The following is a 13,778-nucleotide window of genomic DNA, read 5'->3' as shown; positions in this document are numbered from 1 at the left end:
GTACCCACTACAGGGTGTGCAATCACGGCAGATCAAGGGACGACATGACCGCTCACGAACACCTCCCGGGCGCCAGATCGCCCGGAAACGAAACCTTCTTCACGATTTCGGACATGGACTGCCGCAGCGAGGAGGCGGCGATCCGTGAAAGGCTCAACGGGATGCAAGGGGTCGAATCGTTGGTGTTCGATCTCCCGCGCCATCGATTGACTGTCCTGCACACGCTAGCGACGGCAGAGCCGCTTTTGGACGCTCTAACAAGCATCGGCATGCAAGCTGCCATTGAGCCCGGCCCGGCTCCCACAGCCGCTGCATCCTGCAGGGCTGCGTGTTCTTCCGGTGGCAGCAGTGCCGCCTCAACGAAAACGGTGTTCGTCGTCTCGAATATGAACTGCCGCAATGAGGAGAGTGCAATCCGAGCCAGGCTCGAAGCGCTCGACGGCGTGAAAGGGTTGTCCTTCGACCTGCCAGCAAGACGGCTTGTGGTGTCTCACACCTTGCCTTCGTCGGAGCCGATCCTCACGCGCCTTCGCGAGATCGGCATGGATGCCCGCCTTGCCGGAGCGGTGGATGGACCTGCCGCAACGACGGTCGCCGAAGTGCCGCCACCTGACAACGCGATATCCGCTTGTCGCCCGTGCGGCACATTGACTTCGACGCCGTCTCCGGCCGCCAACGGGAACACGACCCAGTTCATCATCACGAACATGGACTGTCCTACCGAGGAAGCGCTGATCCGCAAGCGCCTGGGCCGCGTGGAGGGCGTGGACCAACTCGAGTTCGACCTCATCAACCACCGGCTGGCTGTCCAGCACCGCCTGGGCGACCCCGCGCCGGTGCTGGACGCACTGCGTGAGATCGGCATGAAAGCCACCGTCGAGCGGGAGGCCGGCGCGAGTCCGAAGGGTCAGGCCATCTACCTGATCGAAAAGATGGACTGCCCGACCGAGGAAGCCCTGCTTCGCAAGGCCTTGGAAGGGCTGCCAGGCGTGAGTGCGCTCCAGTTTGACCTCCTGGGCCGCAAGCTGACCGTCGCCCATACGCTAGACGACCTGGCGCCAGTCACGGCGGCCATCGGCCGGCTGGGCATGTCGCCCGTCCTGCAAGACAGCAGCCAGCCGGCGCCATCCGTCACCCGCGAGTTCGGATCTGGCATCTCGAAGATGCAGTGGCTGAAGATGGGAGCCGCCGGCGTCCTTGCGCTCGGAGCTGAGGCCATGGCTTACGGCGGTTTCGGAGAGTCGTCTCTGCCTGTGGTGGGTGCCTCATTGGCGGCCATCGCCTTGGGCGGCATCGAGACCCTCAAGAAAGGGTGGATCGCGCTGCGGACGCTTTCCTTGAACATGAACTTGCTGATGACGATCGCCGTGATTGGCGCAGCGCTCATCGGACAGTGGCCTGAAGCCGCCGTCGTGATCTGGCTGTTCGCCATCGCCGAGATGATTGAAGCGCTCAGCCTTGATCGCGCTCGCAATGCGATCCGCAGCCTGATGGAACTGGCGCCGGAAACGGCTTTGGTCAAGCAACCGGACGGCCGCTGGGAAGAGGTCAAGGCGGAGACCGTCGATTTGGGTGCGCTGGTGCGGGTGCGCCCAGGCGAGCGCATTGCGCTCGACGGCGTCATTCGGTCAGGAGCGTCCGCGGTCAACCAGGCTCCGATCACCGGCGAGAGCATGCCGGTGGCCAAGGAGGTCGGCGACACGGTCTTCGCAGGCACGATCAACGAACGCGGCACGCTTGAGTTCGAAGTGCGCTCACGCAAGGGCAACACCACGCTCGACCGCATCGCCCGGTCGGTGCAGGAGGCACAAGGCCAGCGGGCGCCGACCCAGCGGTTCGTGGATCGGTTCGCGAGCATCTACACGCCGTTGGTGTTCGCGCTGGCCGTGGGCATCGCTGTGATTCCGCCCTTGTTCTTCGGCGGCGTGTGGTCTGACTGGGCCTACAAGGCGCTGGTGATGCTGGTCATCGCATGCCCTTGCGCCTTGGTGATCTCAACGCCGGTCACAGTCGTGAGCGGCCTCGCTGCCGCGGCTCGCAGGGGCATCCTCGTCAAAGGTGGTCTGTACCTTGAGCAGGGGCGTTTGCTGCGCGCGGTGGCGCTGGACAAGACCGGCACGCTGACGCATGGCCGTCCCGCGCTGACGGACACCTTGCCGGTTGGGGACTTGTCGCAGGCGGAGGTTCTGCGGATCGCTGCCAGCATCGATGCCTTGTCAGAGCATCCAGTGGCCACGGCGATCGTCCGCGCGTACGGCGACCTCCCGCATGCGACCGTCGACCGGTTCGAGGCGCTCGCAGGCCGCGGCGTGAAGGGCGATATCGACGGGCAAACCTACTACATCGGCAACCAGCGGCTGGCCACCGAGCTGGGCGTCGCTTCAGAGGCAGTCCGGGCTCAGCTCGAACGGTTGGAAGCCGAGGCGAAAACCGCCGTGGTGCTGTCCACGGACAAGGTCGCGCTCGCCGTGCTGGCCGTGGCGGACACCGTGCGCGACAGCAGCAAGGAGGCGGTCGCTTCGCTCAAGCGGCTTGGCGTGGAGCCTGTGATGTTGACAGGTGACAACGGCAAGACCGCCGCGGCCGTCGCTAAGTTGGTGGGCATCAATGACGCACGCGGCGATCTGCTTCCCCAGGACAAACTGGAGGCGATCGAGCGACTGGCGGCCCAAGGGCCCGTCGGGATGGTGGGCGACGGTGTCAACGACGCACCAGCTCTGGCGAAGTCGAACATCGGCTTTGCGATGGGCGCGGCGGGCACCGACACCGCCATCGAGACGGCCGACGTGGCGCTGATGCAGGACGACTTGCGCAAGCTGCCGGAATTCATCGCCTTGTCGCGCCGCGTGGGCGGCGTGCTCAAGGCCAACATTGCCTTCGCGATCGGGACCAAAGTCATTTTCATGGTGCTGGCCTTCACCGGCCACGCGAGCCTCTGGTTGGCCATCCTTGCCGACATGGGCGCGAGTCTGGTGGTCGTGTTCAATGGGTTGCGGCTCCTGCGCAGTTCCAAGCCAGAGGATCGAAGCCATGGAGCCTGACCGCGGCGCTCGGCGGGGCTTTGTGCTGGCTGCGACAGTTCTCGGCGCGGATCTGGCGACGAAGGCGGCCATCGTCGCGACGGTGGACTTCGGGGCGACGCATCAACTGGCGCCCGTGCTGAACATCGTGCATGTGCTGAACCGCGGCGCCGCCTTCAGCTTCTTGCATGACGAGGGCGGCTGGCAACGCTACTTCTTCATCACTATCGCGCTGGCGGCCTCGGCGTTCCTTGTCGCCATGCTCCGGCGAGCCTCCACCTCGAACACTGAGCGGATCAGCTTTGGATTGATCCTGGGAGGCGCGTTGGCCAACATGTTCGACCGGATCGGCCGGGGCGCCGTCGTTGACTGGATCGACCTGCATTGGGGGCCGCATCACTGGCCGGCCTTCAATATCGCGGACATCGGCATCACCGCAGGGGCGGCCCTCTTGGTGGCACACGAGCTCTTCCGCAGGAAGCCGGCTCGACAGACGGGCGACTGAAACCCGGGTGCGGTTTGATCGACCGCAGTTGAGCATCGGCCGGGGATGGCCGCCTAACTACGCAAGGTAACCGGAGAACTCATGAGTCCCATGTCGTCGACTACCGGATCTGCATCAAGAACCGTCGCCATTGCGCTTTTGGCGTGCTCCTCCATATTGATGGCCGGCTGTGCCAGCCCTCGTCAGCCGCCTGACAAGGACGGCGAACCGTACTGCTTTCGCGTTGGTCGCGGCCACAAGCGCGCCACTTGTACGCAAGGAGCGGTCCCTGGCAGGGCAGTGGAGAGCGAGGCCAAGCAGTTCGTTGCTCGCCCTGACGTACTGACCTTGTACATCGTGCGTAGTCGTTGGCGTGATCTGGTCTATCGCGTCGCCGTGAGCATCGATGACGGCCAGCCAATTCAGACGGTGCCCAACTCCTTCGTGCGAATCCGCCTGTCGCCCGGAGAGCATCAAGTCGTGCTGCAGTGGAAAGACGTCCGACAGGTCATCATCGTCCGCGGCGCAACGGGGAGCATCGCCTTTCTTGAACTGGCCGGTAGCACCGGCCTCTTCCACACAGAGTACGGCTGGGCGAACGTTTCTGACGTGGACGCAAAGCGCAAGATCACCGCCGCCCATCTGATCGCTGACTTGGATTCCCCGACCTGACTTCTTTTCCTTCTAGGCCTCAGCCAATGCGGTCCACTGAACGCACAGCCAGGCAGGCGATCACGTTCTGGCGCCCTCGCGCGCCTTCAACGCATTGAAGCCGAAGCCGGCCAGCGCGGCCAGCAGCACCAGGATCTGGGCAAGATTGGTTTGCAGCGTCGGATAGACACCCAACACCGGTAGTCGAAGCCAGTCAATGGGTGTCGCGGACAGCCACCCTGCCTCCTGCAACCCGGCGATGCCCTTGCCGACAAGCACGACGGCCAGAACGGCCACCAGGACCGAGCTTGCTGCAAAGAACTTGCCGATCGGCATGCGCGCGCTTGTGCGCAGAAAGATGAATGCGATCAAAGCCAAAAGTGCCGATCCGGTGATGAGGCCGGCGACCATGGCGGAACCGTAGCCATCGGCGGCGAGGGCCGAGAAGAACAAGACCGTTTCAAAAACCTCGCGGTAGACCGCAATGAAGGCCAGTGCGAACAGCGCCCATGCTGAGCGTCTGGTGAGAGCCGCGGACAAATGCGCCTTCAAGTAGGCCTGCCAACGCCCGGCACTGCTCTTTTGATGCATCCACAGGCCAACCGAAAGAAGGACCACAGCGGCGAACAGCGACGACAAACCTTCGGTCACTTCTCGGCTGGCGCCACTGACGCTCACGAAATAGGTGGCGACCCACCAAGTGAGCCCCCCCGCCGCCAAGGCTGCGACCCATCCGCCGTGGACATAGCGAAGCGCTTCCTGACGATCAGCCTTGCGCAGGAAGGCAATCATCGCAACCACGATCAGCAGCGCTTCGACCCCTTCACGCAGCAGGATGGTCAGCGCCCCGAGAAATGTCGTGAGGGGATCGGCCGCGCCGGCGCTGAGTTCCGCTTCGGCGCTCGTGATCAAGGCCTCGAGCTGCTTGGCCGCTGCCGCGGCTTCCTCGACCTTGCCGGCGCTCAGCGCTGATCGATACGCCAGCATCTTGGTCTCTACCTCGGCCAAGAGCGCCTTGTTCCTGACGCCAAGCGTTGGCTCGACCGGCTCGAAGCCGTCCAGGTATGCCGACAGTGCGAGCCGGGTCGCTTCGGATGAGTCACCAGCGCGGGCGGCAGCCAGGCTCTTGGTGAGTTGCAAACGCGCAAGGGCGAGCCCGCTGGGCTGGTTGGCGACCAGCACTTTGGGGTCGCTGCGCAGGTAGGCGGTGACATCCTGGGCGCGCTCTTCGCCGAGTGTTTCAGCTGCCACTGCTTCGGATGAGGTTGTGAGCTTGGCCAGGTCAGGGAAGGCGGCCCGAGCCGCCGCGTCGTTCTTCCACGTGGCCTCACCGCGATCCCGCCTGGCCGCGTCGTACGACAGCGTGCCGGCGTAAAAGGCGACGGCCCAGCGATCTGCTTCGGGCAGCGCCGCGAAACTGGCCATCGACGTGCCTGACACCCCCTGCGTGACAACTTGGTACAGCGCCAGCAAGCTGCGGGACCGGGCGCGCTCATGTTCGGAGAAAGCGACGGGTCTCGGATCCAGCTTGGCCGAGAGCGGGCCGTCCGCATGGCCAGTCGCGCCGTGGCAGGCCGCGCACTGTGCGCGATAGACCTCGGCACCACGTTGCAGGTCGGGCACGACGCGCGGAGCGACAGGGACCGGGTACTGCGCCAGCAGCAGCTCGCTCGCTCGACGCGACAGTTGGGACACCTCGGCAGGTTCGGCTCGCCGCTCGACAGCCTGGTTCAGCGCCTCGATGGCGGCGATCACTTGGCTGCGGCCTGCACTCGGCGGCAACCCGCGTGCGCCGGTCAAGGCGTTGCCGACGAACTCACGCATCTCCGCGTACTCGGAAGCGCTGGCCACTTGCCCATGCGCCACAGCGCCGCCGTAGTCCACACCGACATAGTCGATCTGCTGCCAGATCTGCCGCACGGCTGTCTCCGGCACCACCGCCTGCGCAGTTGCCGCAGTGCTGCCGAGCAGGTTCAACACCAGGAGGGCGCCAAGGAATCGAGTGAAGAAGGTCCGCATTTGCAAATGATTCTCGTTTCCCGCATTAGAAACCCTGTAGCAGGTATAAAGTCAAGTACGACTGCTCAAAGCAGAGCTGGGCTAGAGGTGAATATGAAGATCGGTGAGCTTTCAACTGCGACGGGAACGCCCGTAGAGACAGTGCGGTTCTATGAACGTGTCGGGCTGCTGCCGGCTCCCAAGCGAACGAGCGGCAACTTCCGGATCTACGACGAGACCCATGCGGAGCGGCTCGCGTTTGTCAGGCACTGTCGGTCGCTGGATATGACGTTGGATGAGGTGCGGGTACTGCTGCAGTTCCGCGACGCGCCTGAGCGAGGCTGCGGTGAGGTCAACGAGATGGTCGACGCCCACATTGCTCATGTGGCCACCCGCATCCAGGAGCTTCGAGCCCTGGAGAAGCAGCTCAAAGAGCTTCGCAGGACCTGCGGTGATGCCCGGGCCGGCGGTGAGTGCGGAATTCTGAGTGGCCTGTCCTCCGCGGCAGCGACCTCGTCCAAGCCGTCGAAAAGCCATGTACGGGGCATGCACGGTGAGAAGCCGCGGATGCAACCGCCCGGTCGTGCCACCGGCTGATCTCGGCGCATGTCAGCCAGCCTCGGAGTCGTTCAGGTCATAGCACGAGGTCTGCAGAACGCGAGCCGCCAGGTATGGCGTTCACGCTTGCCTCGCATCAGCACATAGGCTGCCGGAATCACGAACATCGACAGTAGCGGCGCCGTGATCATGCCTCCCGCCATGGGCGCGGCGATCCGCTGCATTACCTCCGAGGTGGCCGAACTGCAGACCCGGGAAGGGCAAGACACGTACCGTCGACGCAAGGCCATCGTCGAGCCGCCCAACGCCTGGATTCAGCAGGTGGTGAGGTTCCGGCAGTTCAGCTTAACGGGGTACGTCCATGTTTAACGGCGGCGCATCGGGTGAGAGCGGTCCGTAGTCGTGGCCATTAGCCTATTTACAAATGATAATGCGTCTCATTATGAATTAACATGCGGCCCCACCGAAGCCAGCGGCGTTTCACGCCGCTCACTTCCAACCGCTCCGTTTTCATCAGATGCCCCCTACGTTTACCCTGGTACGCCTGAGCCCGCTCGCCGTCGCCACCCTTGCCGCCCTCGCCGTTCCACCGGCGACCGCCCAGCCCACCGACCCCACACTCGAACGCGTCGTCGTGACCGCCACCCGTGGCAGCAAGGCGATCGACAAGATTCCCGGTGCCGTCTCCGTCATCACCGCCCAGGAGATCGAGACCCAGACGCTGATCGCCGAGGACCTGAGCGCCGTGCTGTCCGTGCTGGCGCCTTCGTATGCGCCGTCGCGGCAGAAGCTCACCAGCTTCGGCGAGTCGATGCGTGGCCGCACCGCGCTGCTGCTGTTCGACGGCGTTCCGCAGAGCAACCCGCTGCGCAACGGCGCCCGCGAGGGCTACTTTGCCGATCCGTCGCTGATCGAGCGCATCGAGGTCATCTCCGGCGCCTCTGCAGCGCAGGGCCTGGGCGCGACGGGCGGCATCATCAACTTCATCTCGCGCACGCCGCGCGAGCCAGGCACCCGCCACAAGGTCGAGCTGAAATACGGCACCCAGGGCCGCAGTGACGACGCGCTGTGGAAGGCCGGCTACACGCTGGAGCACAAAGGCAGCTTCGACGCGCTGCTGCACATCGGCATGACTCTGCGCGGCTTGGGCGTCGACGGCAACGGCCAGCGGCTCGGTCTGGAGGCTGTACAGGGCGACACGCAGGACTCGCGTGCCGGCGACCTTTTCCTCAAGCTCGGCCACGACTTCGGAACTCAACGTCTTCAGCTGTCGGTCAACAAGTTCCGGCTCGAAGGCGACGGCGACTGGAAGCCCCTGCCGGGCAACCGGGCCGCGGGCCAGCTCACAGGCGCGGCGCCCGGCACGCCGCCCGGCAAACCGCCGCGGAACGACGTGCGCACCGTCTCGCTGGACTGGACCCACAACGACCTCGCCGGTGGCCAGGCGCGCGCCCAGGTCTATAAGCAGGACTTCGCCGCCCTCTACGGCGCGACTGCCGCGACGACCTTTCAGGACGTGCGCATCGCGCCGCAAGGCCAGCTCATCGACCAGTCCGAAGTCGTCGCCGACAAGGCCGGCGTCAAGCTCAGCTGGGTGCGCCCCGATCTCTTCGTCAACGGCCTGGAGCTGACGAGCGGCCTGGACTGGCTGAAGGATACCTCGCAGCAGCGCCTGGCGCTGACCAACCGCACCTGGGTGCCGCCGCTGAAGTTCACCAGCACGGCGCCGTTCGCGCAGCTGGAGTACGAACTCGGCCCCGTCACCGTCCGGGGCGGCGCGCGACGCGAAAGCGCCATTCTGGAGGTCGACAGCTACCGGACGCTGGCCTTCTACAAGAATACCGCCGTGCAGGGCGGCGAGCGCAGCTTCAGCCAGTGGGTGAAGAGCCTGGGCGCGGTGTGGCGGCTGGGTGGCGGCTGGTCCACCTTCGTCTCCTATAACGAAGGCTTCGGCGTGCCGGACGTGGGCCTGGTGCTGCGCGCGGTCAACACAGCCAGTCAGTCGGTGGACAAGCTGATCTCGCTGGAGCCCGTCGTCACCGACAACCGCGAGATCGGCCTGGCCTGGCGCGGCCGCCTGGGCAGCTTCTCGGCGTCGGCCTATGACTCGCGCTCCGACCTCGGCTCGCAGATCCGCGTCGACGCCGCCACCGGCGTCGGCAGCGTGCTGCGCGTGCCCGTGCAGGTCAAGGGCTTGGAGTTCAGCGGCGAGTTCAAGCCCGCGCCGGACTGGACATTGAGCGCCAGCTACGCCCGCACCCGCGGCAAGACGGCGGCCCTGCCCGACACGCCGCTGGACGTGACCCTGGGCGCCCGCTCGCAGGGGCCAGACAAGCTCGTCTTGGCAGCGGCCTGGCAGTTCGCATCCAAGGGCAACGTACGCCTGCAGGCCACGCGGCTCGCGTCGCGAGACATCAACGTCGGCCGTGTCGTCGGCACCGCCAAGCTGGAAGAGCACTTCAGTGGCTACACGCTGGCCGACTTGGCCGCGACCTACGGCACGGCCTGGGGCGATTTCGGCGTCGGCATCGAGAACCTGTTCGACCGCCAGTACGTGGGCTACTACGCGCAGTCCAACCCGGCCGGCACCAACGATGACTACTTCGCCGGCCGAGGCCGCACGCTGACGCTCAGCTGGCGGCGCAGCTTCTGATGCGGCGCTTCTGGCTGCTGCTGCACCGCTGGCTCGCGCTGGCGTTAGGGCTGCCGCTCATCGCCGTGGCGCTGCTGGGCAGCAGCCTGGTGGTGCTCAGGCCGCTGGATCGCTGGATGAATGCGGAATTGTTCAGCGTACCGGTCGGCCCGGCGGCGTCTGACCTGCTGGAGCGCACACGCGGTCAGTTGCAGGCGGAGTTCGGGCCGGGCGCCTCCTTTGTGCTGCGCCCGCCGCGTCTGGCCGGTGAGAGTCTGCGCGTGACCGTGCGCGGGCCGTGGGACGGTTTCGTCTACCTGGACCCGCGCGACGCGCGCGAGCTCGGCCGCCGCGGCGAGCGCGAGGGCCTGTTCAACTTCGTGTTCGAGCTGCACAGCGGGCTGCTGATGAACGACGCCGGTAGGCCGCTGCTCGCCGTGCTGGCGCTGACGTATGTCATGCTGCTCATCGGCGGACTGGTGATGTGGTGGCCCAAGCTCTGGAACCAGGCGTTCACGCTCGCGCTTGATCGCGGCCTGCTGCGTGGCCTGTTCGACCTGCACCGCGCCGGCGGCGCCGTGCTCGGGGTGTTGATTGCCGTGCCCGTGGCCAGCGGCGCCTACATGGCCTGGAAGCCGCTGTCGCAAGCCGTCACGTCGCTGTCGGGCGAGCCGCCGCTGGCGCCGCCCAGGGTCAAGTTGACCGTCCCTGCATCGCCACCGGCGTCGCTGGACGCGCTCGTCGCCACGGCAGTCGCGCGCTTCGACGGCGCGCCGGTCGGCTACATCGCGCTACCAGCTGGCGCGGCCAAGCCGGTGCGTGTGCGGCTGATGCTGGCCGACGACCCACACCCCAACGGCCTGACTTCCGTCTGGCTGCATCCACAGACCGGCGCCGTGCTGCGCGCTGACCGGTGGAACGAACTCGACCTGGGTGCACGCGCCAACAGCGTGGTCTACCCCTTGCACACCGGTGAGTTGGGCGGCCTGGCCCACGAGGCATTGAACGCACTGCTCGGCCTGACGCTCGCCGCCCTCGGCGTGGCGGGGCTATGGGTGTGGTGGTTGAGACGGCCCCGCCGCAGCGTCTAGCCGGTCGACTCGACGTTGGAGAGCAAGGGCCCTTCCGCAACAACCGCGTACAGCCCCGGCGCCTCTCGGCAGACCGCTCGCCAACAAGCAACTGGGGCGCGCTGATGATCGCGGCTCTCCATCAAAACTCTGGAGCGGATTGTGCCCCTAGGGAATGATCGTTTGCAGCGATACAGAGCATTGATCATGTACCGCCGGCAGACCATCGCGCTTCAGGTCTGCCTTTTTGGCTCCCGGCCTCAAGTGTGCAGTTCTGAGCGGCCTGTCCTGTTCTCGGGGGACCGCGACCAGGGAGGCGAAGACATGTGCGAGGAGCGCACATGGCTTGAGGCCGCTTGACCGAGCCGCAACCCGCTTTCGCATATGAGAGAAGTCTGCTTGCGTCTCAAGCTTCGCAGCCCGGTCACTGACCGCCGCTGTGCTCTCCCCGCGGCGACCCGTGGGATCCTCGCAGTGGCTCCAATTGCCTGAACGGTTGGTAGTCAACGATGCCGAAATGCTTCTTCAGCTCCATGCGCATCATCTCGATGTCCGAGATCTGGCTGTGCCACATGCCCTGACATTCGCGCCGGAGTTCGTCATGCGCCAGGTCCGTCCCGGTCATGCAGGCGTTGACGGGTTCCATCAGGGTGTAGTGGTGCCGGCTCAGCACTTCGTAGAACGAGTGGTTGAAGTCCGCCCCGGGTTGGGCGCGCTCCAGGATGGCGATCTGGCCCATGTTTTCTGGGCGGACCCTGGGCTGGTAGCGGATGCCGTACCAGTCGCGCAGGAACCCCTGCAGGGTCAGGATCTCTTCCCGTTGCATGCGGTTGTTGCGCCGGGCCATGGACTTGAGGTCGTCGAGCGTCGCCCTGGCTTGCGTCGCCGGGAAGCCCATGGTCGGCGAGGTGCCGTCCTGCGGGCTGATGTCGGCGCTGCGCTGAAAGTCCGTGCCAGCGGCCAGCTCGGTGATGCGCAAGGCGGCGAAATGGTGGTCGATGGCCATCTGCATGAACTCGACTTCGAACCGGGCCGTCAGTCCCTGACCGGGACCCTCAGCCAAGACAGGGGTCGTCAAGACGGCAGCGGCCAGCGCCACCAGTGAGGCGGTGAATTTCATCGGAATCTCCAAGGAAGGCCCGCGCCCTGCGCGGGCTGTTAAGTGGCAAGAGTGCTCAGGCAGCCATCTGGCGGCACTCAGAGGCGCAACGCCGGCACGCCTCTGCACAAGCCTGGCAATGCGAGTGCTCGTGCTTTGCGCATTCCTCAGCGCAGGCGTCGCATACCTGGGCGCACAGCTGGCACACGCCCTTGGCGAACTGACTGCCGCGCGCCATGAAGCCGGCAGCCAAACGGCAGATCGCCGCGCAGTCCATATCGAGCGCGATACACCGCGCCATCATCTTGACGTCCTGCTCTTGCAGGCACGCCGTGGCGCAGTGGTCGCAGGCGTCGGCGCATTCGTTGCAAGCCTTGACGCAGGATTCGTGGGTTTGATGCATAGGTTTCTCCATCAATGCGGTCGAGGGGTTTTCAGGTGCTGCCGCTGTTTGGCGGCACCCGCTTTGTGCGAAGCGCCTTAGAACTTTGGCGGATGCCTGGGTGGCGGCCAAACGACAGACGCGTAGGCAGTGCAGTACCCGGGCGACCAGACCGATGCCGAGCCTTCCAGTGCCCTAGCGACATTTCCATCGATGACAGCGGGGACGAACATCAGATGGCAAGGTCCGCTGTGGTGTAGCGGTGTCGCACCATCGCCAAGGGCATGGTCCTCGGCGCCGCTTTGGTGGTGGCCCATGCCCAGTCCCAGCATCTCTGGTGCAGCGCAGTCCGCCTCACAGGCAATCGCCGCTATAGAGGCAGGCAGGTAGGTTGCCAAGACCAGCACGATCAGTACCCGGTGCTGCAGTTGCCGTAAACAATGCAAACCGACGGCTGCCAAGCGAGGCATCGTTCCGAAATACCGCCGAAGTACGTGCCGAGTCGCGGCAGTGCCTTGCTGCGCGAGCGCGGCGATCGCTGCCCCTCCTTGCGAAGGGCTCATGCCGTATACCGAGCGTGAATGCTGTCCAGCCATGCTGGGTTTCTATTTGTCCGAAGAACATGCCGTGCCAGCCGCAACACCGGCAAGGCGGCAATCGGCGTTCCACACAGCTATTGGTCGGCGGCAGCGGCCTTGATGCCGCTCCAACTCCAACGTTCACCAGCCCGGCTCAGCATCAACGGCGGTGTATCAAACATTTCCTCCACGCCCACAGCGTGAACGTGTACAGCCCCGCGAGCACCCCGACGTGTCGTGCATCGCACCGGGCAATCGAGGAGGCGTTTTGCCCAGACTGTTCCTACAAAGCGGGGCAGATCAAGACGCAAGGCAGCGGGCGACATGACGAAGCGCATGTACGGAACCGGAGGAACGCGAGCGCCACTTGATTTCCATCAACAGGCTGGCCGGGTGACCTTCCTATGCTCGGCCACGAAACGGGCCCAAGCCACCCCGCCATCACTTCCAAACAAGACGGAGCACCCGATGACACGCCCCACCCAGCCGCAACCGGCTCCCGCCCTTCAAGCGCAGGTCGGCAACGGCACGCGCCGACAGACGCTCAAGCGCCTCCAGGTCGAGCTGGTCAAGCTGCAAAGCCACTTGATCGAGTGCAACGAGAAGGTTCTGATCCTCCTCGAGGGCCGCGACGCAGCTGGCAAGGACGGCACGATCAAGCGCATCGTCGAGCACCTGAGCCCGCGCGAGACGCGGGTGGTCGCGCTCGGCAAGCCCAGCGACCGGGACCGCGCCTCCTGGTACTTCCAACGCTGGACGCCGCACCTGCCCGCGACCGGCGAGATCGTTCTGTTCAACCGCAGCTGGTACAACCGCGCCGGCGTCGAGCGGGTGATGGACTTCTGCACCAAGGATGAATACAAGGAGTTCCTGGTTTCCGTGCCTGCCTTCGAGCAGATGCTGCAGCGGGCTGGGATCCAGCTTCTCAAGTATTACCTCGACATCAGCCGGGGCGAGCAAAAGAGCCGGCTCGCCGAGCGAAAGACGAACCCGCTCAAACAGTGGAAGCTGAGCCCGATTGACCGGGCCGCGCCCGGCCTGTGGGACGAGTACACGAAGGCGCGCGACGCGATGTTGGAGGCGAGCCACACCGAAGAGGCCCCTTGGACGATCGTGCGTGCCGACGACAAGGTCGACGCGCGCATCAACCTCATCAAGGACGTGCTGTCCCGTGTGCACTACAAGCCGAAGGCAAGAAAGCTCATCGTTCCGGACGAGCGCGTGGTGTTTCGCTATGCGGGCGACGCGCTGGAGACCGGCTTGCTTGCCGTGTGACGGTGCGGTTCCCGTCCATCGCGTGCCAGCC

The 13,778-nt window shown here is 65.3% G+C and carries 11 protein-coding genes; 8 read left to right on the top strand and 3 right to left on the bottom strand.

Features of this window, described 5'->3' with window-relative positions:
- The first annotated feature begins 44 nt into the window (after nt 1–44).
- The 3 genes from EV671_RS14655 to EV671_RS14645 all read left to right on the top strand — a co-directional run bounded on the left by EV671_RS14655 (nt 45) and on the right by EV671_RS14645 (nt 4,176).
- Nucleotides 45–3,041 carry a heavy metal translocating P-type ATPase gene (locus tag EV671_RS14655; RefSeq protein ID WP_243655728.1) on the top strand — a complete coding sequence of 999 codons (2,997 nt, stop codon included), beginning with the start codon at nt 45–47 and terminating at the stop codon, nt 3,039–3,041.
- A complete protein-coding gene (gene lspA, locus EV671_RS14650; protein WP_132572917.1) occupies nt 3,031–3,525 on the top strand; it encodes a signal peptidase II in 495 nt (164 codons plus the stop codon). The genes EV671_RS14655 and lspA overlap by 11 nt, the downstream gene beginning before the upstream one ends.
- Before the next feature lie 327 nt (nt 3,526–3,852).
- Nucleotides 3,853–4,176 carry a hypothetical protein gene (locus EV671_RS14645; RefSeq protein WP_132572915.1) on the top strand — a complete coding sequence of 108 codons (324 nt, stop codon included), beginning with the start codon at nt 3,853–3,855 and terminating at the stop codon, nt 4,174–4,176.
- 60 nt (nt 4,177–4,236) lie between these two features.
- Here EV671_RS14645 and EV671_RS14640 read toward each other — a convergent pair whose 3' ends face one another.
- A complete protein-coding gene (locus tag EV671_RS14640) occupies nt 4,237–6,174 on the bottom strand; it encodes a cytochrome c/FTR1 family iron permease (RefSeq protein ID WP_132572913.1) in 1,938 nt (645 codons plus the stop codon).
- A 93-nt stretch (nt 6,175–6,267) separates the two neighbouring features.
- Between EV671_RS14640 and cadR the strand changes: the two genes are divergently transcribed.
- The 4 genes from cadR to EV671_RS14620 all read left to right on the top strand — a co-directional run bounded on the left by cadR (nt 6,268) and on the right by EV671_RS14620 (nt 10,434).
- Complete coding sequence (cadR, locus tag EV671_RS14635; RefSeq protein ID WP_132572910.1) at nt 6,268–6,750, top strand: Cd(II)/Pb(II)-responsive transcriptional regulator; 483 nt, start codon at nt 6,268–6,270, stop codon at nt 6,748–6,750.
- A 144-nt stretch (nt 6,751–6,894) separates the two neighbouring features.
- Nucleotides 6,895–7,080 (top strand): transposase, encoded by a 186-nt coding sequence (locus tag EV671_RS26785; protein WP_165917578.1) that lies wholly within the window; start codon nt 6,895–6,897, stop codon nt 7,078–7,080.
- Nucleotides 7,081–7,228: 148 nt separating this feature from the next.
- Nucleotides 7,229–9,364, top strand: coding sequence for a TonB-dependent receptor (locus EV671_RS14625; protein ID WP_132572904.1), 2,136 nt, complete (start codon nt 7,229–7,231; stop codon nt 9,362–9,364).
- Complete coding sequence (locus EV671_RS14620) at nt 9,364–10,434, top strand: PepSY-associated TM helix domain-containing protein (RefSeq protein ID WP_132572901.1); 1,071 nt, start codon at nt 9,364–9,366, stop codon at nt 10,432–10,434. The genes EV671_RS14625 and EV671_RS14620 overlap by 1 nt, the downstream gene beginning before the upstream one ends.
- A gap of 403 nt (nt 10,435–10,837) precedes the next feature.
- On the opposite strand, the gene EV671_RS14615 is transcribed toward EV671_RS14620, so the two are convergent.
- Complete coding sequence (locus tag EV671_RS14615) at nt 10,838–11,533, bottom strand: DUF305 domain-containing protein (protein WP_132572898.1); 696 nt, start codon at nt 11,531–11,533, stop codon at nt 10,838–10,840.
- Nucleotides 11,534–11,588: 55 nt separating this feature from the next.
- On the bottom strand, nt 11,589–11,915 hold the full coding sequence (locus tag EV671_RS14610) for a four-helix bundle copper-binding protein (protein ID WP_243655727.1): 327 nt from the start codon (nt 11,913–11,915) through the stop codon (nt 11,589–11,591).
- Nucleotides 11,916–12,940: 1,025 nt separating this feature from the next.
- Here EV671_RS14610 and ppk2 point away from each other — a divergent pair.
- Entirely contained in the window at nt 12,941–13,747 is an 807-nt protein-coding gene (gene ppk2, locus EV671_RS14605) for a polyphosphate kinase 2 (RefSeq protein ID WP_132572895.1), read from the top strand.
- Nucleotides 13,748–13,778: the final 31 nt, after the last annotated feature.

This window comes from Roseateles saccharophilus, assembly GCF_004342485.1.
Classification (GTDB): Bacteria; Pseudomonadota; Gammaproteobacteria; order Burkholderiales; family Burkholderiaceae_C; genus Pelomonas; species Pelomonas saccharophila.
This window is presented reverse-complemented; position numbering and strand designations above follow the sequence as displayed.